This window comes from Humibacter albus DSM 18994 (assembly GCF_000421825.1).
Lineage (GTDB): Bacteria > Actinomycetota > Actinomycetes > Actinomycetales > Microbacteriaceae > Humibacter > Humibacter albus.
The window spans coordinates 218,373-244,494 of record NZ_ATXT01000011.1; the positions used below are offsets into that span (position 1 = coordinate 218,373).

The 26,122-nt window shown below is 69.3% G+C and carries 19 protein-coding genes; all 19 read right to left on the reverse strand.

What is annotated here, in order from left to right; all coding sequences use genetic code 11:
• Positions 1-102 precede the first annotated feature (102 nt).
• The 19 genes from tpiA to cydB all read right to left on the reverse strand — a co-directional run bounded on the left by tpiA (position 103) and on the right by cydB (position 26,100).
• Positions 103-918, reverse strand: a complete 816-nt coding sequence (tpiA, locus tag H623_RS0102435) for a triose-phosphate isomerase (RefSeq protein ID WP_022899357.1) — start codon at positions 916-918, stop codon at positions 103-105.
• Entirely contained in the window at positions 906-2,123 is a 1,218-nt protein-coding gene (locus H623_RS0102440; RefSeq protein ID WP_022899358.1) for a phosphoglycerate kinase, read from the reverse strand. The genes tpiA and H623_RS0102440 overlap by 13 nt, the downstream gene beginning before the upstream one ends.
• Before the next feature lie 20 nt (positions 2,124-2,143).
• Positions 2,144-3,154: a type I glyceraldehyde-3-phosphate dehydrogenase gene (gap, locus tag H623_RS0102445; RefSeq protein WP_022899359.1), complete on the reverse strand. Its 1,011-nt coding sequence runs from the start codon at positions 3,152-3,154 to the stop codon at positions 2,144-2,146.
• Between the two features lie 104 nt (positions 3,155-3,258).
• Positions 3,259-3,885 carry a superoxide dismutase gene (locus H623_RS0102450; RefSeq protein WP_022899360.1) on the reverse strand — a complete coding sequence of 209 codons (627 nt, stop codon included), beginning with the start codon at positions 3,883-3,885 and terminating at the stop codon, positions 3,259-3,261.
• Between the two features lie 114 nt (positions 3,886-3,999).
• On the reverse strand, positions 4,000-4,974 hold the full coding sequence (gene whiA / locus H623_RS0102455; protein ID WP_022899361.1) for a DNA-binding protein WhiA: 975 nt from the start codon (positions 4,972-4,974) through the stop codon (positions 4,000-4,002).
• 63 nt (positions 4,975-5,037) lie between these two features.
• A complete protein-coding gene (rapZ, locus tag H623_RS0102460) occupies positions 5,038-5,928 on the reverse strand; it encodes an RNase adapter RapZ (RefSeq protein WP_022899362.1) in 891 nt (296 codons plus the stop codon).
• A gap of 38 nt (positions 5,929-5,966) precedes the next feature.
• Positions 5,967-7,973: an excinuclease ABC subunit UvrC gene (uvrC, locus tag H623_RS17355; protein WP_022899363.1), complete on the reverse strand. Its 2,007-nt coding sequence runs from the start codon at positions 7,971-7,973 to the stop codon at positions 5,967-5,969.
• A gap of 7 nt (positions 7,974-7,980) precedes the next feature.
• Positions 7,981-10,866: an excinuclease ABC subunit UvrA gene (uvrA, locus tag H623_RS0102470; RefSeq protein ID WP_022899364.1), complete on the reverse strand. Its 2,886-nt coding sequence runs from the start codon at positions 10,864-10,866 to the stop codon at positions 7,981-7,983.
• A gap of 140 nt (positions 10,867-11,006) precedes the next feature.
• Entirely contained in the window at positions 11,007-11,573 is a 567-nt protein-coding gene (locus H623_RS0102475; protein WP_022899365.1) for a hypothetical protein, read from the reverse strand.
• Complete coding sequence (locus tag H623_RS17360; RefSeq protein WP_022899366.1) at positions 11,570-12,874, reverse strand: DUF58 domain-containing protein; 1,305 nt, start codon at positions 12,872-12,874, stop codon at positions 11,570-11,572. Before H623_RS17360 ends, H623_RS0102475 begins: the two co-directional genes overlap by 4 nt.
• Positions 12,874-13,836, reverse strand: a complete 963-nt coding sequence (locus H623_RS17365; RefSeq protein ID WP_033371208.1) for an AAA family ATPase — start codon at positions 13,834-13,836, stop codon at positions 12,874-12,876. Before H623_RS17365 ends, H623_RS17360 begins: the two co-directional genes overlap by 1 nt.
• Positions 13,837-13,904: 68 nt before the next feature.
• Positions 13,905-14,453 carry a hypothetical protein gene (locus H623_RS0102490; protein WP_022899368.1) on the reverse strand — a complete coding sequence of 183 codons (549 nt, stop codon included), beginning with the start codon at positions 14,451-14,453 and terminating at the stop codon, positions 13,905-13,907.
• Positions 14,450-15,205, reverse strand: coding sequence for a DUF4129 domain-containing protein (locus H623_RS17370; protein ID WP_022899369.1), 756 nt, complete (start codon positions 15,203-15,205; stop codon positions 14,450-14,452). The genes H623_RS0102490 and H623_RS17370 overlap by 4 nt, the downstream gene beginning before the upstream one ends.
• Positions 15,206-15,268: 63 nt before the next feature.
• Complete coding sequence (uvrB, locus tag H623_RS0102500) at positions 15,269-17,365, reverse strand: excinuclease ABC subunit UvrB (RefSeq protein WP_022899370.1); 2,097 nt, start codon at positions 17,363-17,365, stop codon at positions 15,269-15,271.
• An 81-nt stretch (positions 17,366-17,446) separates the two neighbouring features.
• Positions 17,447-18,718, reverse strand: a complete 1,272-nt coding sequence (locus H623_RS0102505) for an MFS transporter (protein ID WP_026939822.1) — start codon at positions 18,716-18,718, stop codon at positions 17,447-17,449.
• Positions 18,719-18,812: 94 nt separating this feature from the next.
• Positions 18,813-19,997 carry an acyltransferase gene (locus H623_RS17375; RefSeq protein ID WP_022899372.1) on the reverse strand — a complete coding sequence of 395 codons (1,185 nt, stop codon included), beginning with the start codon at positions 19,995-19,997 and terminating at the stop codon, positions 18,813-18,815.
• Positions 19,998-20,044: 47 nt separating this feature from the next.
• Positions 20,045-21,541 carry a class I adenylate-forming enzyme family protein gene (locus tag H623_RS17380; RefSeq protein WP_022899373.1) on the reverse strand — a complete coding sequence of 499 codons (1,497 nt, stop codon included), beginning with the start codon at positions 21,539-21,541 and terminating at the stop codon, positions 20,045-20,047.
• A gap of 63 nt (positions 21,542-21,604) precedes the next feature.
• Positions 21,605-25,072: a thiol reductant ABC exporter subunit CydC gene (cydC, locus tag H623_RS0102520; protein WP_022899374.1), complete on the reverse strand. Its 3,468-nt coding sequence runs from the start codon at positions 25,070-25,072 to the stop codon at positions 21,605-21,607.
• On the reverse strand, positions 25,069-26,100 hold the full coding sequence (gene cydB, locus H623_RS0102525; protein ID WP_022899375.1) for a cytochrome d ubiquinol oxidase subunit II: 1,032 nt from the start codon (positions 26,098-26,100) through the stop codon (positions 25,069-25,071). Before cydB ends, cydC begins: the two co-directional genes overlap by 4 nt.
• Between the last annotated feature and the right edge of the window lie 22 nt (positions 26,101-26,122).

Sequence of the window (26,122 nt, forward strand, 5' to 3'; positions counted from 1 at the left end):
GGATGGGGGCCGGTCCCGCGACAGAGTCGCGAGGCCGAGGACAAGTATATCGGTCTTCGGCCCCGCGACAGTGGTTCGGTCCCGCGACAGTGGTCGGTTCGGCTACACGCCCACGTGCTTTTGGTACCGGACGATAGCCGAGAAGCCATCGACGTCGAGGCTCGCGCCTCCGACGAGTGCGCCGTCGACGTCGGGCTGCCGCATGAAGCCGGCGATGTTCTCCGCCTTCACGGAACCGCCGTAGAGGATGCGTGTGGCCGAGGCCGCCTCGTCGCCCTTGCGATCGGCGATCGCCGTGCGCAGCGCGGCGGCGACCTGTTGCGCCTGGTCCGGAGTCGCCGCCTGGCCGGAGCCGATGGCCCAGACCGGCTCGTACGCGACGACGAAGTCGGTGCCGGCGGGGATCGCGTCGAGTACGGCGTTCAGCTGCGCCACCGGAACAGCGCTGGCTCCGTGCTGCTCGAGGTCGTCGGCCGTCTCGCCGACGCAGATCAGCGGGGTGAGACCGGATGCCACGGCCGCGGCAGTCTTCGCCGCCACGATCTCGTCGGTGTCGCCGAACAGCGTGCGCCGCTCGGAGTGGCCGATGATCGCGTAGGTGCAATCGAGCTGGGCGAGGAACGCAGCCGCGATGTCACCGGTGTAGGCCCCGGGAGCGTACTGCGAGACATCCTGTGAGCCGTAGACGATCGGCAGCTTGTCGGCCGACACGAGCGTCTGCACGCTGCGCAGGTCGGTGAACGGCGGGAAGACCGCCACCTCGACGGCGCCGAAGTCGTGGCCGGCATCCTTGAGGCTCCAGGCCAACTTCTGCACGAACGCGATCGCCTGCAAGTGGTCGAAGTTCATCTTCCAGTTGCCGGCGATGAGCGGCGTTCGACCGCTCTGCTGCACCTGGCCCGTTGTCACGCTTGCCATCCGAGAACCTCCAGACCGGGCAGCGACTTGCCCTCCAAGAACTCCAGGCTCGCGCCGCCTCCGGTGGAGATGTGGCCGAACTGCTCATCGTCGAAACCGAGAGCACGGACGGCGGCCGCGGAGTCTCCCCCGCCAACGACGCTGAGGCCGCGCGTCTGCGTGAGCGCCTGCGCCACCTCGCGGGTGCCGGCCGCGAAGGGCTCGAGCTCGAAGACGCCCATCGGGCCGTTCCAGAACACGGTGACCGATTCGCGGATGATCTCGGCGAACTTCGACGCGGTCTCCGGTCCGATGTCGAGGCCGAGGCCGGAGGCGCCCCACGGCGTCTCCTCCAGCGACTGCACCGGACGCACTTCGTGCTCGGCGTCGGCACCGAACTTCGAGGCCACCACGATGTCGGTCGGCAGGATGAGCTCCACACCGAGTTCCTGGGCCTGTGCCAGGTACCCGCGCACCGTCTCGATCTGGTCTTCTTCGAGAAGGCTGGAGCCCACCTTGAATCCCTGGGCGGCGAGGAACGTGAACAGCATGCCGCCACCGATCAGCAGCGTGTTCACGCGCGGAAGCAGATGGCCGATGACACCGAGCTTGTCGGAGACCTTCGACCCGCCGAGAACGACGGTGTAGGGCCGCTCGGGCGTTCCGGTGAGACGGTCGAGCACGTCGAGCTCGGCGGCGATGAGCAGGCCGGCTGCGCTGGGCAGCGCCTGGGCGAGCTCGTAGACGCTGGCCTGCTTGCGGTGCACCACGCCGAACCCGTCGGAGACGAACGCGTCACCGAACGAGGCGATCTTGCCGGCGAACGCCGCCCTCTCGTCGGCGGACTTGCTCGTCTCCTCCGGGTTGAATCGGAGGTTCTCGAGCACCGCGACGTCACCGTCGGTGAGGGACGCGACGGTATTCTTCGCGGAGTCGCCGACGGTGTCGGAGGCGAACGCCACCGGCTTGCCGAGGAGCTCGCCGAGCCGCTTCGCGACCGGAGCGAGGCTGTACTTCGCGTCGGGGGCACCGTCGGGTCGCCCGAGGTGCGAGACGACGATGGTACGGGCGCCCTGGGAGATGAGCGCGTTCAAGGTGGGCAGCGACGCACGGACACGGCCGTCGTCGGTGATCTCCCCGTCTTTCAACGGGACATTGAGATCACAACGGACGACGACCGTGCGACCGGCGAGCGAACCCAGTGAGTCGAGTGTTCGGAGCGTCACGCGAGTTCCTCGTGCGGCGACTAGAGGCGCTCGGCCACGTACTCGGTGAAGTCCACCAGGCGGTTCGAGTAGCCCCACTCGTTGTCGTACCAGCTGGAGACCTTCACGAGGTTGCCGCTGACGTTGGTCTGGCCCGCGTCGAAGATCGACGAGTGCGGGTTGTGCTGGATGTCGGAGGAGACGATCGGGTCGTCGGTGTACTCGAGGATGCCCTTCAACCGTCCGTCGGCTGCCGCGGCCTTGTACGCGGCGTTGATCTCGTCGACCGTGAGGTTGTCGCGGCCGGTGACCAGCGTGAGGTCCACGATCGAGCCCACGGGAACCGGCACGCGGTACGACGAACCGCTCAGCTTCCCGTTGAGCTCCGGAAGCACGAGCCCGATGGCCTTCGCGGCACCGGTCGAGGCCGGCACGATGTTGATGGCGGCGGCACGGGCCCGGCGCGGGTCCTTGTGGGGGCCGTCTTGCAGGTTCTGGTCGGCGGTGTAGGCGTGCGCGGTCATCATGAAGCCGCGCTCGATGCCGAACGTGTCGTTGAACACCTTGGCCAGGGGCGCGAGGCAGTTCGTGGTGCAGGAGGCGTTGGACAGGATGTCCATGGTCGCCGGGTCGTAGGTGTCCTCGTTCACGCCGACGACGAAGGTGCCGTCGTCACCGCTGGCGGGAGCCGAGATGATGACCTTCTTGGCGCCGGCCTGAAGGTGCTTGCGGGCATCCTCGGCCTTGGTGAAACGTCCGGTGGACTCGATGACGACATCCACGCCGAGGTCTCCCCAGCCCAGCTTGGCGGGATCGCGCTCCTCGAGGACCTTGATCGGCTTGCCGTTCACGACGATGTTGTCGCCGTCGAGCTCGACCGTGGCACCGAGGCGGCCCCCGACGGAGTCGTACTTGAGCAGGTGGGCAAGGGCCGCGTTGTCGGTCAGGTCGTTGACGGCGACGATCTCGAGGTCGCTGCCCTTGGCCAGCGCTGCGCGGAAGTAGTTGCGACCGATGCGGCCGAACCCGTTGATGCCGATCTTCACGGACACGTAAGGACTCCTGTTACTGGGGCGCCGTTCGGCGCTGGATTTCGGGAAAGGAAACGAACGGACGACGGTGTCCCGGACGGCGTCCGCCCGGGACACCCATCCGCTTACGACAGTAGCAGCAGCCCAGAGGTCTTTTCGCGGGCGCGGATGAAGCGCTCCTGCACGTCACCCCAGTTCGCGATGTTCCAGAATGCCTTGACGTAGTCCGCCTTCACGTTCCGGTAGTCGAGGTAAAACGCGTGCTCCCACATGTCCAGCATGAGCAGCGGGACGGTCGCGGTGGCGAGGTTGCCCTGGTGGTCGTAGAGCTGCTCGATGATCAGCTTCTGACCCAGCGAGTCCCACGCGAGGATCGACCAGCCGGAACCCTGGATTCCCAGAGCCGATGCCGTGAAGTGCGCGCGGAACTTGTCGAACGAGCCGAAGAACTCGTCGATCGCCGCAGCGAGCTCGCCGGTCGGCTTGTCGCCGCCGTCCGGGGACAGGTTCGTCCAGAAGACCGTGTGGTTCACGTTGCCGGCGAGGTTGAACGCGAGGTCCTTCTCCAGCTTGTTGACGTTCGTCAGGTCGTCGGCGTCCCGCGCCTCCTGGAGCTTGGCGATGGCGGTGTTTGCCCCGTCGACGTAGGCCTTGTGGTGCTTGTCGTGGTGGAGTTCCATGATCGTTCCGCTGATGCTCGGCTCGAGCGCCGAGTAGTCGTACGGAAGGTCCGGAAGCGTGTAGTCAGCCATTCACTCTCTCCTCGTGTTCGCGTGATATTTCCCACCGAGGGGCGTGTCGACACCCACGGTGAGAGCAACTCTCTCAGTTTAGTGACGGCTGCCCCGACCCCGTCGGGCGCGAGATCAGTCCAGGTCTGCGGGGAGATTCGCCTCGGTGCCGGGGATGCCGATCTCCACTGCCCGTTTGTCGGCCATCGCGAGCAGGCGGCGGATTCGGCCGGCGACGGCATCCTTCGTCATCGGCGGATCCGCGTGGTGGCCGAGCTCGTCGAGACTCGCGTCCCGGTGAGCGAGACGCAGCTCGCCCGCGTACTTGAGGTGGTCGGGGATGGTGGGTCCGAGGATCTCCATGGCGCGCTCGACCCGAGCGCAGGCAGCGACGGCGGCCTGCGCGGAGCGGCGCAGGTTGGCGTCGTCGAAGTTGACCAGGCGGTTGGCCGTGGCGCGCACCTCACGCCGCTGGCGCAGCTCTTCCCAGGTGCGCACCGTCTCGGTCGCCCCGATGCGCGTGAGCATGGCACTGATCGCCTCACCGTCGCGGATGACGACCCGGTGCACGCCCCGCACCTCGCGTGCCTTCGCCGAGATGCCCAGGCGGCCGGCCGCGCCGACGAGCGCCATCGCGGACTCGTTCCCGGGACAGGTGACCTCGAGTGCGGCCGAGCGGCCCGGATCGGTCAGCGACCCGTGAGCGAGGAACGCACCGCGCCAGACAGCGGCGAGCTCGTCCTTGGCCCCCGTGGTCAGCCGATTCGGCAGACCGCGGATGGGGCGGCGGTGCTGGTCGAGCAGGCCCGTCTGACGGGCGAGCGTCTCTCCCCCGTCGAGCACGCGCACCGTGTACACGGTGTTCTTGCGGATGCCGCCTGCCGAGGTCACCGAGACCTCGCTGCGCACTCCGTACAGTTCGGCGAGTGCTTTGCGCACGTGGCGGGCCAGCTGCGGGGAGTCGAGCTCCGCCTCCACGGCGATACGGCCGGAGATGAGGTGGAGGCCTCCCGCCAGGCGCAGGATGGTGGCCAGCTCGGCCGCCCGCACGGTGTTCTTGCCCGCCTCGACGCCGAGGAGTTCTTCTTTGACGTCAGCGGTCAGTGCCAATCGTGTGGGTCCGTTCTGTGAGTGCATGGCTGCCGGTACGGGCAGGGAGGCCGTGACGATGCGTCATTCCCGGCCGAGATCACGGTGCTTGATCGCCACCGCGACGCCGGGAGCATCGCGCAGGCGCGCTGCCAGCGCTTCCGCGATGGCCACCGAGCGATGCTTGCCCCCCGTGCAGCCTACCGCGATCGTGGCGTGCCGCTTGTTCTCTCTGCGGTACCCGGCGAGCACCGGGTGCAATGCCGAGGCGTAGCCGTCGACGAATTCCAGCGCGCCCTGCTGCTCGAGCACGTACTCGCGCACGTCGGTATCGAGTCCGGTGTGCGCCCTCAGGTCGGGCTGCCAGAACGGGTTGGGCAGGAAGCGGGCGTCGGCTACCAGATCGGCGTCGGGCGGGAGACCGTACTTGAACCCGAAGCTCATGATCGTCAGTTGGATGTCTGCGGCGTCGCTGGCGGCGAAGATCTGGTTGATCTCGACCGCGAGCTGGTGGATGTTGAGGTCCGACGTGTCGATGATGATGTCGGCCGATTCCCGCAACTCGCGAACGCGGGCGCGTTCGGCGCTGATGCCGTCCAGGATCGTCCCGGTGCCCTGCAGCGGATGCGGGCGGCGCACGGACTCGAAGCGGCGCACGAGGGCCGCGTCGGTGGCATCCAGAAAGAGAACGCGCACCTGGGCTCTGCCCCGCAGCGACTGGACCATCTCCTGCAGGTCGGAGAAGAAGTCCCGGCCGCGAACGTCGACGACGGCCGCGATGCGAGGCAGCGTGTCTCCGGCGCGACCCGCGAGATCGATGAGCGGACGCAGCATCTGCGGCGGCAGGTTGTCGACCACGTACCAGTCGAGGTCTTCGAGCGCGTTCGCCACCGTGGAGCGGCCCGCACCCGACATGCCGGTGACGATCAGCAACTCCTGGTGCTGCTCGCTTTCAGGGGTCTGATCCTCGGTCATCCTTCGCCTCGGGTCGTGGAATTGACGGTCTGACCAGCCTAGGCGGTCGGGGCGGATTCCGTCGCGTCGTGCGCGAGGACCTGCTCATCAGTGGATTCCACGGCCGCTCCGCGGTCGTCGGACGCGCCGGCCGTCTCTGCCGTGTGCAGTGCGTCGTGGATCGTCGCAGCCAGGCCAGGCCCGATCCCCTTCACCTCGGTGATCAGGTCTGGCGTGGCCGAGCGCAAGCGGGAAACGGAGCCGAAGTGTCTCAGCAGCTCTCGTACTCTCGACGGCCCGAGCCCCGGGATCTCGGCGAGCGTCGATGAGATGTCCCGTTTGCGCTTGGCGCGTTGGAACGTGATCGCGAAGCGGTGCGCCTCGTCACGAATGCGCTGCACGAGGAAGAGGGCGTCGCTGTTGCGTGGCAGGATCACGGGGTAGTCGGAATCGGGCAGCCAGAGCTCTTCGAGCCGCTTCGCGATGCCGGCGAGCTGGATGCCGCTCACGCCGGATTCCTCCAGTGCGCGTTTCGCGGCGGCGACCTGCGGCTGACCGCCATCGACGAGCAGCAACTGGGGTGGATAGGAGAACTTGCGGGGTCGGCGCGCGCCCTCCTCCTCCGGCTCACCGTCATCGTCGGCGCCGGGGCGCAGGTACGCGAGACGCCTCGTGAGCACCTGGTAGATGGACTCGGTGTCATCCGTGGACGCGGGGATGCTGAATCTGCGGTACTGGTCTTTGCGCGGGAGCCCGTCCTCGAACACGACCATGGAGGCGACGATGTTCGTGCCCTGCAGGTGCGAGACGTCGTAGCACTCCATGCGCAGCGGGGCCTCGGCCATGCCCAGCCCGTCACGGATGTCTTCCAGCGCTTGCGAGCGGGCCACGAAGTCCGCACTCCTCCGCGTCTTGTAGAGCATGAGCGCGTTCTTCGCGTTGAGTTCCGCGGTCTGCGCGAGGGCGGCCTTCTCGCCGCGATGGGCGACGTGCAACCGTACCTTCGACGGCATGGCTCCTCTGCTGTGCGACGCCTCGGCGGCTTCGGCACGCCGGAGGCCGAGCCAGCGTTCCAGCTCGGTGGAGTCCTCGGGCAGCACCGGCACGAGGATCTCCTTCGGCGGCGCGAACTCGCTGTCGTATGCGTTCTCGAGCACAGTTTCGACGAGCTGCTCGAGCTCGACGTCGAGCTCTTTGTCGACCACCCAGCTTCGCGTGCCGCGGATGCGTCCGCCGCGCACGATGAACTGGAGCACGGCCGCGGCGAGCTCGTCGTCGGCGAGTCCGAACACGTCGGCGTCGACGTCGTCGGAGAACACCACGGCGGTCTTCTCCATCACGGCGCGCATAGCCTGGATGCTGTCACGGTAGCGAGCGGCGGCCTCGTACTCCTGGTTCTCGGCCGCCTGGCGCATCTTCTGCTCGAGCGCGCGCACGAAGCGGGTGTCGTTGCCGGCCATGAACGAGACGAAGTCGTCGGCGACCTCCCGGTGCTCCTCGACGGTGACCCGGCCGACGCACGGCGCGACGCACTTGCCGATGTCTCCGAGGAGGCACGGCCTGCCAGTGAGCTCCGCTCTGCGATACACCCCCGGCGAGCAGCTGCGCATCGGAAATGCCTTGAGCATGAGGTCGAGGGTCTCTCGGATCGCCCACACCTTCGTGTAAGGGCCGAAGTAGCGGGCGCCCTTGATGCCGCGGTTGCGCGTGACCATGGCACGCGGCACCTCGTCGGCGAGCGTGACGGCGAGATACGGGTAGGTCTTGTCGTCGCGGAACTGCACGTTGAACGGAGGGTTGAACTCCTTGATCCACGTGTACTCGAGCTGCAGCGCCTCGAACTCGTTCGCGACGACGGTCCACTCCACACTGGAAGCCGTCGTCACCATGCGGCGGGTGCGTTCGTGCAGATTGCGCAAGGGCTGGAAGTAGTTGCTCAGCCGGGCGCGCAGGTTCTTCGCCTTGCCGACGTACAGGACGCGCCGGTGGGCATCCCGGAACCGGTAGACGCCGGGCTGAGTCGGGATCTCACTCGGTTTCGGACGGTAGGCGACGGTGTCGGCCATCGCGCGCTCAGGCGGTCTTCTGCTCGTCGAGCCGGTCGAGGATCTCCGCGAGGAACACGCCCGTGTGACTGCCCTTGGTGCGGGCGACGTCTTCCGGCGTTCCGGTCGCGACGACACGGCCGCCGCCGGAACCGCCCTCGGGGCCGAGATCGATGAGCCAGTCGGCGGACTTCACCACGTCGAGGTTGTGCTCGATCACGATGACCGTGTTGCCCTTGTCGACCAGGCTTCCCAGCACCTGCAGAAGCTTGCGCACGTCTTCGAAGTGCAGACCCGTCGTCGGCTCGTCCAGCACATAGACGGTGCGTCCGTTGCTGCGCCTCTGCAACTCGGTGGCGAGCTTGACGCGCTGCGCCTCGCCGCCGGAGAGCGTCGTCGCGGACTGGCCGAGCCTCACGTAGCCGAGTCCGACATCCACCAGCGTTTTCAGGTAGCGATGGATGGCGCTGATCGGCTCGAAGAACGCGGCCGCTTCCGAGATGGGCATGTCGAGAACCTCGGCGATGTTCTTGCCCTTGTAGTGCACCTGGAGCGTGTCGCGGTTGTACCGCGCTCCCCCGCACACTTCGCACGTGACGTAGACGTCGGGCAGGAAGTTCATCTCGATCTTGATGGTGCCGTCGCCCTGGCAGTTCTCGCAGCGGCCGCCCTTTACGTTGAAACTGAAGCGACCGGGCAGGTAGCCACGGGCCTTCGCCTCGGTGGTCTCGGCGAACAGGGTGCGGATGCGGTCGAACACGCCGGTGTACGTCGCCGGGTTCGATCGCGGCGTTCGTCCGATCGGTGCCTGGTCGACGTGCACGACCTTGTCGAGCTGTTCCGTGCCCGTGACCCTGGTGTGCTTGCCTGCAACCTTGCGCGCCCCGTTCAACCGGTTCGCCAGCACGCGGTACAGGATGTCGTTGACCAGCGAGGACTTGCCCGAACCGCTCACACCGGTGACGGCGACGAAGACCCCGAGGGGGAACTCGACGGTGAGGTTGCGCAGGTTGTTGGCATTCGCGCCGACGACGCGAAGCATGCGCTGCGGGTCGACCGGTCGACGCTGCTGCGGCGTCTCGATGGCGCGGCGGCCGGCCAGATAGTCCCCGGTGAGCGAGTCGGTGTTCGCGACGAGCTCGTCGTATGTTCCCGAGTGCACGACGCGTCCACCCGCTTCGCCCGCTCCCGGGCCGATGTCGACGATCCAGTCGGCCGTGCGGATGGTGTCTTCGTCGTGCTCGACGACGATGAGCGTGTTGCCGAGGTTGCGCAGGGCGACGAGCGTATCGATGAGGCGTCGGTTGTCGCGCTGATGCAGACCGATGCTCGGCTCGTCGAGCACGTACAGCACACCCGTGAGGCCGGATCCGATTTGCGTCGCGAGCCGGATGCGCTGCGCCTCTCCCCCGGACAACGTCGCGGCCGCGCGACCCATGCTGAGGTAGCTCAGTCCGACCTGGATGAGGAAATCGAGTCGCAGCTTGATCTCGCGCAGCACCTGGGCGGCGATCATCTGCTCGCGCTCGGTGAGCTGCAGCTTGTTCATGAAGGCGCGGGCGTCCGCCAGGCTGAGATCGGCGACGTCGGCGATGCTGTGCTCGTGGATGAGCACGGCGAGCACCTCGGGCTTGAGTCGCTTGCCCTTGCAGACGGGGCACGGCACCTCGCGCAGGTATTCCGACCAGCGCTGGCGCTGCGTGTCGGATTCGGCCTGCAGGTACTGCCGCTCGATGTAGGGCACGACGCCTTCGAAGCCCGACGTGTAGCTGAGTTCGCGGCCGTAGCGGTTGCGCCACTTGACCTTGACCTTGAAGTCCTTGCCGCGCAGCACCGCCTCGCGGATCGTGGCCGGTAGCTCGTCCCACGGACTGTCGAGGTCGAACTCGAGATCGCGGGCGAGGCCGGCCAGCAGCTTCTCGTAGTACTGGTACAGGCCCTTGCCCTGGGTGCTCCACGGCAGGACGACACCCTCCGAGATGGCGAGCGAGGTGTCGCCGAGCAGGAGGTCCTCGTCCACCGCCATGCGAGTGCCGAGTCCGGAACACTCCGGGCAGGCACCGAACGGCGCATTGAACGAGAAGGTGCGCGGCTCGATCTCGGTGAGCTGGATCGGGTGCCCGTTCGGGCAGGCGAGCTTCTCGCTGAAGTTGCGTGAGCCATCCGGCCCGCTCTCGTCGACGAAGTCGATCGTCACCAGCCCGTCGGTGAGCGACAGTGCGGTCTCGAGCGAGTCGGTGAGACGGGTCAGGATGTCCGGCCCGGCGACGAGCCGGTCGACCACGACCGAGATGTCGTGCTTGTACTGCTTCTTGAGCGTGGGCGGGCTGGAGAGCTGGATCTGCTCGCCGTCGACCAGGGCGCGCGAGTACCCGGATGCCGCCAGCTCGGTGAAGAGGTCGACGAACTCGCCCTTCTTCTGCTTCACGACGGGACTGAGCACGAGATAGCGGGTGCCCGCCTCGAGCTCCATCAGCTGGTCGGCGATCTGCTGCACCGTCTGGCGCTGGATGACCTCGCCGCAGACGGGGCAGTGCGGCACGCCGATGCGCGCCCAGAGGAGGCGCATGTAGTCGAAGATCTCCGTGATGGTGCCCACCGTGGACCGCGGGTTGCGGTTCGTGGACTTCTGGTCGATCGAGACGGCGGGGCTCAGACCCTCGATGAAGTCGACGTCGGGGCGGTCCACCTGGCCGAGGAACTGACGGGCGTACGCGGACAGCGACTCGACGTAGCGGCGCTGGCCCTCGGCGAAGATCGTGTCGAATGCGAGCGACGACTTTCCGGAGCCGGAAAGGCCCGTGAAGACGACCAGCGAGTCACGGGGGATCTCGACGTTCACGTTGCGCAGATTGTGCACGCGGGCACCGCGCACACTCAGCTGGGAATGGGTTTCCACCTTCGAGATCGACACCCCAGAATTCTAGGTAACACGTCTGACAAACGAGTGAGGTGAGAGCAGAGCGAGCTTGCTCGCTCTGCCGAAGCGATTGAGTTTGTCGAGCCGCGTAGCGGCGACACATGTCGAGTGAGGTGAGAGCAGAGCGAGCTCGCTCAGCGGCGCCGGACGATCGCTGCCACGAATGCCACTATCGCCGCCACGGCGACGAGCGCGACGACGCCGGCGACGGGTGCGACGACGAGCGCGTGTCGTCCTGCCCAGCGCGTGGCGGCGTCGCCCGCTCCCCCGGAACCGAAGACATCGGATGCCACGAGCACGATCGCGAGGACGACCTGTGCCGGCACCTGGATCGCCAGCCACCGTCGCAGCGGCCGCCACAGGGCGGCGAGTTGCAGAGCGCCGCTCGGTTCCACGACCGTCGCCAGTGCGCCGAGCACGGGCAGCAGGTGCACGGTCGCGAGTGCGGCGTACGCGCGCCAGTCGAGGGCATCCGGGGCCCGGCCGAGCTGGGCCAGCGCCAGCACCAGAGCACAACCCCACGCGCCGAGCATGACGGGGAACAGCGCTCCGGCCACGGCGAGTGCTGCGGCGATGAAGGAGAACGGCGCGGGCGCGAGGAGAAACGCCGCGACGGCACCCATGATCGCGACCGCGGCGCGCGGGAGGAACCCGGGCACGATCGCACCGGCGTCGACGCGGGTGTGCAGGCGTTCGCTCATCGGCGCCTCGGTCGGCTCAGCACGCGCAGCCCCGCGGCGAGGGCCGCCGCGTCGCCGTGCCAGTGCACCACATCGGCTCCGATGGAGCGCAACTCGTGCATGCGCTCCTCGCGTAGTGCCAGCACGACGCGCAGGGCGAGCCGCTGGCGCTTGTCGAGGCCGCCCGTGTTCGGGACGGGCAGGGTGTCGACGACGAGCACGCGATGCCCTGCGGCACGCCACAACCCCGCGAGTCGCACGGGATCGCTGTCGAGCACGGTGGTGAGCAGCAGCACCTGCGCACCGGAGGCGACGAGCGGCGTCCGTGCTCGTGAGAGCAGACGCGAGTGCGGGCTCGTGCGGGCGATGGCCGCGCCGAGACGTTCGCGGTGACGGCCTCCGGTGCCGCGTGGGATCGCTCCGCCTGCTCGGGAGAGCACCTGGAACGACACGGCATCGCCCTGCTCGCCGAACGCGGAGGCGAGCGACCATGCGGCCGAGCGCGCGACATCCATCGACGTCACACCGCTGATCGTGGGATCGCCGAGAGCCCAGTCGGCGACGGACTCTCCGACGTCGTCGGCGTCGTCGAGCACGATCGCCACGTCGAGGTCGCTGGTGGCGTTGGTACGCCGCACGAAGAGGTCGCCGGGGCGTCGGCCGAGGCGCGCCGTCGCCTTCCAGTCGATGCGCCGCAACCGGTCGCCGGGAGCGAACGGGTGGATGTCGCGGAACTCGCCTCCGTCGCCGGGCCTTCCCGACGCGTGAGCTCCGGTGAGCCCGCGCAGCCGCAGCGGAACGGGCAGCGACGCGACGCTCGTGAGCACCGGCTCGACGACGGCGCGGTGGGATGCCCGTGGCTCGGCTTCGGAGATGAAGGCCGCGTCGGTCGCGACGCCGCGCACCTGAACGGCCACGAGCTCCTGCTCGCCGGAGTGCGCCAGTGGCACGTGCGCGCGGAGGATCGCCGGTGGTGCAACGGCGAACCGCTGCGTCTCGAACCCGAGCGAGGTGACGCGCACCAGCACGAGTGGCACGTCGGGATCCGCCTCGATGACGATGTCGACGTCGGCGTGGTCGCTCTGCCTGCCCGTCGCAGGCTCGCCGTCGCTCCCGTCGCGATCGGTGTCGAGTCCAGAGGACCGTAGCGTCACGCGCGCCGACTCGTCCTCGCGTGGCCGGCGCAGGGCGAGCACCGCGGCGACGAGCAGCACCACCGCGATCACGGCCCCGTCCGGGCGGCCGAGCACGACAGAGACGACCGCGACGACGAGCGCGGTCACGGTGGTCGCGGCAGGAACCGCCGTGCGGCGCCAGGTCATCAGACTCCCGCGCCGCGGGCGGCGACCGGCGGCCCCGGAACGGCCTCCACGAGCCCGGCCACGATGCGCACCGGGTCGGTGCCCGCCGCCCACGCGGCCGGCGTGAGCGTCAGACGATGCGCGAGTGCGGGCACAGCCACTCGCTTGACGTCGTCCGGCGTCACGAAGTCCCGTCCGTCGATCACCGCGAGGGCACGCGAGACGAGCATGAGCGCCTGCGATCCCCGCGGCGAGGCACCCACCTCGACCGCGCGATCGCGCCGGGTCGCGGCGGCCAGGTCGACGCAGTAGTGCACGATGTCGGGGTCGACGTGCACGAGTTCGACGCCGGCCTGCATGGCGCGCAGCCCCGTGGCATCCGTCACCGGGTCGACGTGCGCCACCTCGGTGCGCCGGGCGATGCGTCCGGTGAGCACTCGCTCCTCCTCGGCGCGGTCCGGATACCCGACGCTGAGCCGCACCAGGAACCTGTCGAGCTGCGCCTCGGGCAGCGCGTACGTGCCCTCGTATTCGATCGGGTTCGCCGTGGCGATGACGTGGAACGGGCTCGGCAGACCGAAGCTGGTGCCCTCGACGGTGACCTGTCCCTCGGCCATCGCTTCCAGCAGTGCGGACTGGGTCTTCGGCGCCGTGCGGTTGAGCTCGTCGGCGAGCAGCAGGCCGGTGAACACCGGTCCGGGACGGAACACGAACTCGCCTGTGCCCGGTGCGTACACGTACGAGCCGGTGATGTCTGCCGGGAGCAGGTCGGGCGTGCATTGCAGGCGGCGGAACGGCAGTCCCATCGCCTGCGCGAGGCTGCGGGCGGCGAGCGTCTTGCCGAGGCCCGGCACGTCCTCGAACAGCACGTGACCCTTGGCCAGGATGCTCGCCAGCGCCACGCGCAGCGGCTCGCTCTGGCCGATCACCACCTCTTCGACGGCGTCGAGCACCGCGGCGGACCGCTTCGCGATCGTCGTGATGTCGGCGGGGCGGACCTCGGAGGGCTCGTCCGGATGCTCGGCGGCCCGAGCTTCGGGGTGTGTGTCGGTCACGGTGTCGGATGTCCTGTTCTCTTCGAGGGGGTTCCGAGTTTCTTCGTGGGGATACCGAGGCGATCCAGCGCGTCCAGCGCGTCGAGGCACGCGCTCAGTGCGGCCGCGGACGGAAGGATGCCTCCGGGCGCCACGAGAGCGTCGTAGGCGGCCGATCCGATGGTCGCGACGATCTTGTCACGGTCGGCCTCGGCGGCGAGGTCGAGGCCGTGGCGCGCCAGTCGCCGGGAGGCGAGCTCGCGCACGGCCCGGATCGCGGGCTCCCTTACCGAGCCGCGGTGGGTCCGGAAAGCCCACGCCAGTCGTGCGACGTCCGACCGGGTGCCGGCCGTGGGCGCTTGCTCGGTGACGGGCCAGGGCACCGTGGCGGAGCCGCGGAAGGCCGCCCAGACGAGGCAGAGCGCCACGATGAGCATCCCGAGCGCGATCGAGAAGTACACCTCGACGCCGAGGTACCAGAGCAGCGCGGCAACCGCGGCGCCGGCGATCGCAGACCAGACGACACCGGCGACGCTGAACGTGTGACGCGGAACGGGTTCGCTCATGGCGCAGCTCCGCCGGAACCGGCGCGGTCGTGCCAGGAGGCACGCAGGCGCACAAGGCATTCGCGGGCCTGCGCCACCGTGGATGCGTCGGCGGCGTGTCCGCCGAATCGCACCTCTTGATACAGGCGCAGCAGCGTGTCTGCGGCGTCGTGGTCGGTGTCGAGGCGCGCAATGATGCGGGAGGTGTACTCGGCCGGGGTCTCGGCGGGGCGACGTCGCACGCCTGAGGCGGCAGCGGCATCCTGCAGGCCGAGCCAGGCACGCTCGATGGCGTCGTGCGGATCACGGGCATCGTCGAGGAGCTCGATCGCCCGCGCGATGCCGGTCACCACCGCCGGCGCGGCCACGTCGTCGTCGGGAGTCGACGGCGTCGGCGTCGTGATCGGCAGAACCGCGGCCGGACGCGTCTCGGTGAGCATGGCGGGCCGTCGCAGCAGACGCCGCAGGAGGTAGACGAGCACAAGCGCGAGCACGATGGCCGCCACGATCGCCGCGACGAGCCACGGATGCCACTGCACTCCCGACTCCGCGTGTCGGGCCCCCTCGTTCGGTGCCGTGGTCTGCTGCGGTCCCGAGAACGTGCGCTGGGGGGCGATCGAGGCCGGGGTCGGGATCCAGCGCGGCTGCCCGGTGCGGACGGGGCCGGCGACCAGCACGCCAGCGACGACGATCACCCCGAGCGCGACGACTCCGGCCACGGCGCCGGCGCGCCCGAGGCGCGGCCTCGTCACCCTGTCGCGTCCGTTGCTCACGCGTTCACGCTAGCGCGCTCGGCTTCGCCCCTTCACCGTCTGCCCGGCCGGGGCGCTCGGCGCTCACGCGTGCCCGGCCTTCTCCATCTGGCGCAGGTCGCGCTTCAGATCGCCCAGCTCGTCGCGCAGGCGGGCGGCCAGCTCGAACTTGAGCTCGCCGGCGGCCGCGAGCATCTGGTCGTTGAGATCGGCTATGAGCGACTCCAGCTCTTCCGCGCCCTCGGCAGCGATGCCCTCGCGCCGCAGGTTCGGTGTCGGTGCCTTGCGGCCGCCTCCCCCGCCGTCCTTCGTCTTCTTGCCGCCCTTGCTTCGCGAGGCGAGCAGCTTCTCGGTGTCGGCCTCCTCGCGCGCCAGCACGTCGGTGATGTCGGCGATGCGCTTGCGCAGCGGCTGCGGGTCGATGCCGTTCACGCGGTTGTACTCGACCTGCTTCTCGCGGCGCCGGTTCGTCTCCTCGATGGCCTGCTTCATCGAATCGGTGAGCACGTCGGCGTACATGTGCACCTCGCCCGAGACGTTGCGGGCGGCGCGGCCGATGGTCTGGATGAGCGAGGTCGATGAGCGCAGGAAGCCCTCCTTGTCGGCGTCCAGGATGGCCACGAGCGACACCTCGGGCAGGTCCAACCCCTCCCGCAGCAGGTTGATGCCCACTAGCACGTCATAGACGCCCTGGCGCAGCTCGGTGAGGAGCTCCACGCGGCGCAGGGTGTCGACATCCGAGTGCAGGTAGCGCACCCGCACGCCCGCCTCGGCGAGGTAGTCGGTGAGTTCCTCCGCCATCTTCTTCGTCAGCGTCGTAACGAGCACGCGTTCGTCGCGTTCGACCCGCAGGCGGATCTCCTCCAGCAGGTCGTCGATCTGTCCCTTCGTCGGCTTGACGACGATCTCGGGATCGACGAGCCCGGTCGGGCGGATGATCTGCTCCACGATGCCGTCGGCGATGCCGAGCTCGTACCGGCCCGGCGTGGCCGACATGTAGACGGTCTGTCCGATGCGCTGCGTGAACTCCTCCCACTTCAGAGGGCGGTTGTCGAGGGCGCTCGGGAGCCGGAAGCCGTGGTCGACGAGCGTGCGCTTGCGCGAGGCGTCCCCTTCGTACATGGCGCCGATCTGCGGCACGGTCACGTGGGATTCGTCGATGATGAGAAGGAAGTCCTCGGGAAAGTAGTCGAGCAGGCAGTGCGGGGCCTCCCCGGGCTGCCTGCCGTCGATGTGCCGCGAATAGTTCTCGATGCCGGAGCAGAACCCGATCTGCTCCATCATCTCCAGGTCGAAGCCCGTTCGCATGCGCAGCCGCTGAGCCTCGAGCAGTTTGCCCTGTCGCTCGAGCTCCTGCAGGCGTTCGGCGAGTTCGATCTTGATCGTGCCGATGGCGCGCTGCATGGTCTCGGGGCTGGCGGCGTAGTGGGTCGCCGGGAAGACGGACACGGCATCCAGCTGCTTGATCACCTCACCGGTGAGCGGATGCAGTGAGTACAGCGCCTCGATCTCGTCGCCGAACAGCTCGATGCGGATCGCGTGCTCCTCGTACATCGGGATGATCTCGATGGTGTCGCCGCGCACGCGGAACTTGCCGCGCGAGAAGTCGATGTCGTTGCGCTGGTACTGCATGTTGACGAACATGCGGATGATGGCATCCCGCCCGATGTTCTGGCCCACCTGAAGAGCGGCCATGGCGTCGAGGTACTCCTCGGCGGCGCCGAGACCGTAGATGCAGGACACGGTGGAGACCACCACCACGTCGCGCCGGCTGAGCAGCGAGTTGGTCGTGGAGTGCCGCAGCCGTTCCACTTCGGCGTTGACCGACGAGTCCTTCTCGATGAAGGTGTCGGTCTGCGGGACGTAGGCCTCGGGCTGGTAGTAGTCGTAGTACGAGACGAAGTACTCCACCGCGTTGTGCGGCATGAGGTCGCGGAACTCGTTCGCGAGCTGCGCGGCCAGCGTCTTGTTGTGCGACAGCACGAGCGTCGGACGCTGCACCTGCTCGATGAGCCAGGCCGCTGTCGCCGACTTGCCGGTGCCGGTCGCGCCGAGCAGCACGACGTCGGTCTCGCCGGCGTTGATGCGGCCCGCGAGCTCGCGGATCGCCTGCGGCTGGTCGCCGCTCGGGGCGTACTCGCTGACGACCTCGAACGGGCGGACGGCGCGAGTGGCTTGCATGGATTCCATCCTAGAAAGGACGACCGACACTCGCTCCGGCCCCGGGCGAACGCCGGTGACCCGGCGCACGTGGACAGCGAGTCACGCGCTCTCGATGGTGCCGGTGTCGCCGGACGAGGACTTCGGCCGCACGGCCTTCGGGCGCATCGCACCCGCGAGCACCGTGGCGGCCAGCAGGATGCCGATCGAGACACCGAACGGCCACGCGAAGCCGCCCGTGGCGTCGACTAGGGCACCCACGATGATCGGTGAGACGATGCCCGCGATGCCGAAACCGGTGTTCATCATGCCGCTGGCGGTCCCCGACCACAGCGGCGCGACATCCATCGGGATCGCCCAGAGCTGCGCGTTCGTCAACTCGAGGAAGAAGAACGAGAGCGCCAGCGCCACGACCGTGACGGTGAGAGGCGGCGTGAACACGAGCGGGACGAGGCAGAGCCCTGAGCCGATGAAGCCGATCAGCAGGAGCGTGCGACGGGATGCCTGCGCCCGCCATCCGCGCCGGATCAGCAGGTCGCTGAGCACGCCGCCCAGCGTGTCGCCCACCACGCCGCCGATCAGCACGAGCGAGGTGAGCAGGCCGTACTTCGCGATGTCCTGGTGGTAGACGTCGGAGAGCAGTGTGGGAATCCAGGTGAAGAACACCCAGGCGACCCAGCCGTAGGCGAAATCGACGAGTGTGACGGGCAGGATGGTGCGGATCAAGCGACGCCACGGCACGGGCGGCAGGTCGGCCGCCTTCGGCGCCTCCGGCACCTCGGTGAGCTCCTGCTTCGTGATGCCCTTCATCTCTTTCGGGCGATCGCGGAACATGGCGTACCAGAGCAGCGCCCACAGCATGCTCAGGATGCCGATGAAGATGAACGAGGACCGCCAGCCGGAGAAGACGATCAGCGCCGCCACCACGATCGGCGCCACCGCCGTGCCGAGGCGGGATGCGGAGTGCACGACGCCCTGCACCAGCCCGTTGCGGTCCGGCGGCACCCAGCGGCTCATCGCCTGGGTGGCCGTGGGGAACGTCGCCGATTCGCTGAATCCGAGGATCGCGCGCGCGATGAGCAGTGTGACGAGGCCGACGGCGAGGCCGGTGAACAGGGTGGAGAGACCCCAGAGCAGACCGAGGATCAGCAACGCTCTGCGCGGGCCGATCTTCTCGCCGACCCACCCGCCGAAGATCTGCAGCACCGCGTAGAAGAGGGCGAACACGGAGGCGGCGAGCCCGAACTCGGCGTTGGTGAGGTGGAACTCCTTGATGATGCTCGGGCCGGCCGTGGCGATGTTGTTCCGGTCGAAGTACGCGATGAAGTACATGACGCAGAGCAGCACCACGACGCGGCCGCGTCGGCGATGCACGAGAAGAGGCGTTGCGCGCGTCGCCCCGCGTTTCGGTCCCGTCGCCGTCATCGGCTCAGCCCGTCGGCATCGGTTCTCGACAGAGTCGGCCGTGTCATCCCGGAGGCACCTCGAGCTGCTTCGCCCGGTGCCTGCGCGAGGAGAAGCGGCGCCCGGTGAGTGCCAGGCTGAGCGGCGTACGGCGCGCGGCCTCCGTCACGAGCACGGCGCCGAGAATGACGAGGATGTAGGTCACGAGCGTGAGCCACGGCGTCGGCACCGTGCGCTCCAGCCAGTCGTCGCCGACCCAGAGCAGGACCCAGATGAACATCGGGTGCGCCAGGAAGATACCGAACGATCGGTCGGACGCCGTGTCGACGAAGCGTGCCGTCAGCGAGCCGATGCGGCGTCGGTCGGCCCACCAGGTGCCGACGGCGAGGAAGCCGAGCGAGACGGCGACGCCCCACACGATGACGGCCGGCTGCATCGGGGTGCCGGCGCCGTAGAGGCTCGCGCCACGGAGCCGCTCGACACCGTAACCGGCGAGCATGATCCCGGCGGCACCGAGCACGATCCAGCCGATCAGACCGCGTCGTGCCCGGACCCAGGCCAAAAAGGCCGTGTGGTGGTCCGCGGCGACGGCACCGGCGAGGATGAAGAACGAATAGGTGAAAACGATCTGTTTCGCCCAGTGGCCGTACCACCCGGTGGTGTGCGGCGCGTAGTGGTACCACGACATGAGTCCGGCCTGCACGACGAGCCCCGCGAGCAGCAGCATCCAGTGCCGGCCCCGGGTGCGGCGCACGAGCCAGATGATCACGGGTACGAGCAGATAGACCTGCATCGTCACGAGAAGGAAGTACAGGTGGTACCACGCGCTGCCGGTCAGGGTGGCGAACACGAACTTCACCAGAAGGTCCCACAGTGAACCACTCGGAGTGTGCAGGTAGCCGGCGACCACGTAAATCGCCGACCACACCACGTAAGGCACTCCGACCAGCAGGAAGCGCTTCGGCCAGAACTTGCGCATCGAGACCGGCCTGGCCTCGTAGGAGTAGAGCAGCACGAACGCGGTGAGCGCGAAGAACACCTCGCGCGTGAAGTGCAGCAGGTCCAGCACCAGATAGAGCGCCACGTCATCGGAAGCGATGGTGTGGCTCGTGGTGTGCACGGCGATCACGCAGAGGAACGTGAGGATGCGCACGATGTCGATCGCGTAGAGGTGACCGCCGTGCGGCCTCGACGATGCCCCGGCATCGTCGGTGTTCCTGTTCGAGCCTCGAACTGTCGGGTCTCGCACTGTCCGGCTCCGCGCGCTCCGGTCGTCATCTCCGCCGAAAGCCGCGCTCATTCGGTCCCGTCCGCCGGCTCGGCGACGGCGGCGCGCAGCCTCACGCGCTGCACCTTCCCGGTGGCGGCGCGCGGCACATCGTCGACGACCGTGATGGTGCGGGGGCGCTTGAAGCGCGGCAGACGCTGTTCGGCCACCAACCGGAGCCGGTCGACGAGCGCGTCATCATCCTCAGCGCTGCGGATGCTCTCGGCCGGGATCACGAACGCGACGGGCACCGACCCGAGCACCTCGTCGGGAGCACCGACCACCACCACCTCGCGCACCGCGGGATCGGTGAGCAGAGCCTCCTCGACCTCGAGCGGATAGACCTTTTCGCCGCCACGATTGATCACGTCGTCGACGCGACCGGCGAGCGTGATGTAGCCGTCGGCATCCCGCGACCCGAGATCGCCGGTGCGCAGCCACCCCTCCGTGTCGAAGCGGTCGGCTGCGGCGCCCGCGAAGTAGGAGCGCACGACGCCGCGGCCACGGATCCACAGCTCGGCCACCGTGCCGTCGGGCACGACTCCTGCGCCGTCGCGCACCTGCACCTCGGTGCCCACGGGGATGCCGACAGTGCCCGCGCGCGGTGCGTCGACCGGTGTGGCCGTGATCTGGCTGGATGCCTCGGTCATGCCATAGCTGACGACGAGCGGGATGGCGATGAACGCGTCGGCGACAGGTCCGGGCAGCGGTGCCGATGCCGTGCGGATGAGCCGCAGGCCCGGCGGCGGCACGATCGGCTCGGTGGCGAGCACCGCGAGGATGGCGGGGACGGCGTTGATCCAGGTGATGCGGCGCTGCGCCATCAACGGCCAGAAGTCGGTGCGGTGGAATCGCCGGTCGAGGACGAGCGTCGCCCCGGCGTTCAGGGTGGCGAGCAGCCCCACCACCTCGGCGTTGATGTGGAACAGCGGGAGCGGGTTGTAGCCGCGGTCGCTCTCGGTGAGCCGCAGGTGCCGCCCGACCGCGGAGCCCACGAAGGCGAGCCGGTCGGCGGTGAGCTCGACGCCTTTGGGCTTGCCGGTCGATCCCGAGGTGAAGAGCATGGCGGAGCCGCCGTCGCGGAACAGGCTGGATGCATCCACCTCGGCGCGATGTTCGCGCTGCGGGTCCGGCACGGGTAACGGTCGCAGCCCGGCTTCGGCTGCCCGCTCCGGGTCGTCGGCGACGAGCGCTTTCGGTCCATCGACGAGCCCTGCCAGGCGCCGGATGTCCGCCACGCCGAGTGCCGGATCCATCGGGACCGAACGGTGCCCGGCGGCCACGAGCGCCAGGTGTGCGAGCGCGAACGCGAGTGGGTCGGCGATCTGCACGAAGACCGTGGTCGGCTCCCCCAGCGCCGCCGCCCGGAGGAAATCCGTGACCCCGGCAAGCAGGTCGGCATACGTCAGCGCGCGATCGCTCCTGGCGTCTTCGAGGTAGTGCCGCTGGCCGTTCTCGGCGGCACGGCGCACGATCAACTCCCCGATCGTGGGGAAATCCGTCTCGTCGATCCGCTCGCGTGCCACCTTTCGATGGTACCGAGGGCGGCTATGCGTCGCCCGTGCGGAGCCTCTGCCCCTCCCTTGGCCTCACGCGGCACGCGCGGCAGCAGCGACCGAGGAGATGGCGCGGCCGCCCACGGCCGGTCCGCCCAGGTCGAGCACACGGTCGGCGTCGCGCACCTGGGCGGCGTCGTGCGTGACGAGCACGGCCAGCCGGTCGCGCAGCGCCCAGCGCAGGTCGCTCATCAACGCGTCGGATGCCTGCTCGTCCAGGTGCGCCGTCGGCTCGTCGATGAGCACAACGTCTCCTCGCGTCAGCAAGGTGCGTGCGACGGCCACTCGCTGTCGCTGGCCGCCGGAGAGCCGGCTGCCCGCCGCGCCGATCCGGGTGTCGAGGCCGTGCGGAAGGGCGGCGACGAGCGGGGCGAGACCGACGCGCTCGAGCGCATCCAGGAGCTCGGCATCGTCGGGTGCGTCGTCGCGGCTGCGTGCGATGACCAGGTTCGCGCGCAGCGTGGAGTCGAAGAGGTGGCCCTCCTGCGGACACCAGGCGATGCGGGTGCGCAGCGACGCGGGCCTCAGCGTGCGGGCGTCGGCGCTCACGCCGCGGCCGCGCAACAGGTAGCTGCCCGAGGTGGGGTCGGCGAACCGCAGCAACAGGGCGAGGAGCGTCGACTTGCCCGATCCGCTCGGTCCGGTCACGGCCAGCCATTGACCGCGCACGGCACGGGTGGAGGCAGCGGAGAAGGCGTCTCGAGCGGCACCGGGGTACCGGTACGAGACGGAGTCGAGTCGGATGCCGTCGACTGCGTCGAGCAGACCGCCGGCAGCCGGATCGTCGACGACGCCGGGCGTCAGCGCCGTCACAGCACGCACATCGGCCAGCACGCGAGCGAGGCCGGGTGCGCGCGATGCCGAGGCGACGGCATCCAGGAGCGGTTCGACCAGACCGAGTGGCACGAGCGCGAGGATCGCCACGAGTTCGGGACGGAGCGCTCCTGATGCGACGGCGTCGGCAGAAAGCGGAAGCATCGCGATCGCTGCGGCGCAGCACGCGAACACGCTGAGAGCGGATGCCGCGCCCTCGGCGCGCGCAGCCGACTGTTCGGCCCGAGCCTCGGCGGCGCTGGCGTCCGCGAGGCGGTGGCGGAGTCTGCGGGCCGCGCGCGGGGTGAGGTCGTCGCGGGCGCCGAGCAGTTCGGTGAAGCCGCCGAGCACTGCCGCGCGAGCGGCTTCTCCGCGCCGGGCCGACGCGCGGGAGCCCGCGCAGGCGAGCAGACCTGCACCGAACAGGCCGACCGCGGCAAGCGCGACGATCACCGCCGCCGAGGGGCCGAAGACGACACCGAGCGTCACGCCGGCGCCGGCCAGCACGACGACAGCGGCGATCGGGGGTTGGACGACGCGCGGCACGAGGTCGCGCACGCGGTCGGCGGCGCCGATCAGAGAGGAGAGCGCTGCGACGGGCGACAGCGCCGTGCGGCCGGCCGGGCCGGCGGCGGCGAGGGCTCCCCAGAGCCGCACGCGCAGAGCGGTCACGGCGCGGAACACGGCGTCGTGCGTGAGCAGCCGTTCGGCGTACCGCAGCACCGATCGGCCGATGCCGAAGAAGCGCACGCCGACGATCGCGACGAGCAGGTACATGATGGCGGGCTCCTGGCTGGCGCGCACGATGAGCCAGCCGGAGACGGCCGTGAGCGCGATCGCGAAGCAGGTGGACAGCACGCCGACCAGCACCGCGGCCAGCATGCGGAGACGAACGGGGCGCACGATCGCCCGCAGCTCGCTCAGCGATGCTGTGCCGCGCGCTCGCGGTGCGGCCGGGGCGTCGTGCGTCGGCGGAATGCTCGTCGCCGGGATGGCCGTGGACGGCACATCTCCGTCCACGAGGTCGGAGGAGGGCTGAACGTGATCCACCGGCCGGGGCGGGGTCGCTCGCCCGTTCACGGTGACCACCACGTCGGCGAGCGGGCGCACCGCCGGATCGTGCGAGGCGACGACGACTGTGGTACGGCCGCGGAGCGCCGACAACTCGTGGCGGACGAGGGCGGCCGAGTGCGAGTCGAGGTGCGCCGTCGGCTCGTCGAGCAGCACGAGCGCCGCACCGGCGTCGACCGCCGCGAGCACCCGCGCGAACGACAGCCGTCGCGCCTCGCCCGGGCTGAGCGACGCCGGGTCGTCGTCCGCGACAGCGAGCAGTCCGACACGGACGAGCAGGGCATCCGCGGGCACGGCGTCACCGACCGCGTCGCTCCCGGCTTCCACGGCGACAGAGCAGTCGACTGCGTACAGGGCGACCTCGTCGCGCACGCGGCGGGCGGCGAAGTGCGGGTGCTGCGGCATCCAGGCGATCCGATCGGCCGGCGGAGCGGTGATGACACCGGTGCAGCTGGAGCCGTCGTCGAGGAGGGCGCCGCGACCGGCCAGCACCGCGAGCACGCTCGACTTGCCGCACCCGCTGTCTCCGGCCAGGAGAGTGACGCCGTTCTCGACGGCACGGAAGCCGAGGCCCGCGATCGTCGGCGTCGTGCGGCCGGCATGCCTGATCGTGAGATCCTGCACGGCCAGGGCACCGCGCGTCCGCACGAGCCCGGAGGGATTCGCGGTGCGCGCCAGTGTGGCACGCACCCGGCGCAGTGCTTCCCTGCCGGTGTCGGAGGCATGGAATGCCGCGCCGATGTCGCGCAGCGGTGCGTAACACTCCGGCGCGAGGATGAGCGCCACGAGCCCCGCCTGCAGCGTCAGCTCTCCGCTCAGCAGCCGCACACCGATGAACACCGCCACGACGGCCACGGAGATGGTGGCGATCATGTCGAGAGCGAGAGAGGAGAGGAACGCCGTGCGCAGCGCGGTCATGCTGCGGCGACGGTGCTCGTCCGAGATGTCGGCCAGGGCAGCCGTCTGCTCCCGGTCTCGGGCGAGGCCCACGAGCACCGGCAGCCCGCGGGCGAGTTCGACGAGGTGGTCGGAGAGTCGGCCGAGGGCGTCCAGGGACGCGGCGACCCTGTCTCGGGTGTGCAGGCCGATGAGCGCCATGAACAACGGGACCAGCGGCACCGTGATGACGATGACGAGCGCGCTCACCCAGTCCGCCGCGAGGATGCGCGCGCCCACCAGCAGGGGAACTGTCGCCGCACCGACCAGAGACGGCAGGTACTGCGTGTAATAGGCGTCGAGCTCGTCGAGGCCCGATGCCGCCAGCGTGGCATCGGCACCGACGCCACCGTCCGTCCGCGACAGGTACGCCTTCGCGAGGCGAGAGCGCAGCCGGTTCTTCACGCCGGAGGACGCGGACTGCGAGGCGACGCGCAGTCCCCACACCGAAGCCGCTCTCAGCAGCGCGCCGGCGAGCCCCTCGAGCACCACGGGCAGCACCTCGCCGCGGGCGATGACGGTGACGACGCCGGTCGCGATCGCATCGGCCAGCAGCACGAGGCCGAGCGCCTTGAGCGCTCCGAGCGCGCCGAGGATCAGCAGGCGGCGACGGCCGACCTCGTCGATACCTTCCCACGGTCCCCGTGACGTTCGCGGAGCGCGCTCGCCGGGTGACGTCATCGGGGCTTCACCGCCGCACGGACCGGCTTGACCTCGGGGATGCTCGTGCCCGCCACCCGCTTGCGGAACACCCAGTAGGTCCAGCCCTGGTAGACCAGCACGAGCGGGACGCCGAAGGCGGCGACCACACTCATCACGCCCAGCGTGTACGCGGAGCTGGCGGCGTTCGACACGGTCAGGTCGTACGCGGCGCTCACCGTGGACGGCAGTACGTTCGGGAACACGTTCGCGAAGATCGACGCCGCTCCGAAGACGAGGAACGCGGCCATGCCCGCGAAAGCGCGTCCTTCGCTCCCCCGCCTGGCCCACCGCCAGGCGATCACGGCCGCCACGACGGCAGCAGCGACGAGGATCCAGGTGTACGCCTTGCCGTTCATGAACTGCACCGCAAGGACCCAGAGCGCGATCGGGATCAGCAGCGCCGGCATCCACCGCACGGCGAACCGGCGAGAGCGCACCCGAACGTCGCCGTCGGTCTTCAGCGCGAGGAACACCGCCGCGTGCACGAGGCAGAAGCCCACTACGGCGAGACCGCCGAGCACGGCCCAGCCGTTCAGCCACCCGAACGGACCGCCGACGCCGTCGCCGTTCGAGTCGATCGGCAGTCCCGTGGTGGTCAGCACGAGCATGACGCCCACGCCGAAGGCCGAGACGAACGACCCGAGTCCGAGGGCGAGATCCCATCCGTGCGTCCATCTAGTGGTGTGTCCCTTGCCGCGGTACTCGATGGCGACGGCACGGAAGATGAGGCCCAGCAGCACGAACACCAGCGGCACGTACAGCGTGGAGAAGAGCGATGCATACCAGAACGGGAATGCGGCGAACGTGGCGCCGCCGGCGGTGATCAGCCACACCTCGTTGCCGTCCCAGACCGGGCCGATCGAGTTGAGCATCACACGTCGGTCGTTGTCATTGCGGGCGGACAGCAGCATGTGCATGCCCACGCCGAGATCGAAGCCCTCGAGAAAGAGGTAGCCGATCCACAGCACGGCGATGATCACGAACCACAGTGTGGGGAGGAAGTCCATGGGGGTTAGATATCCCTTCTCG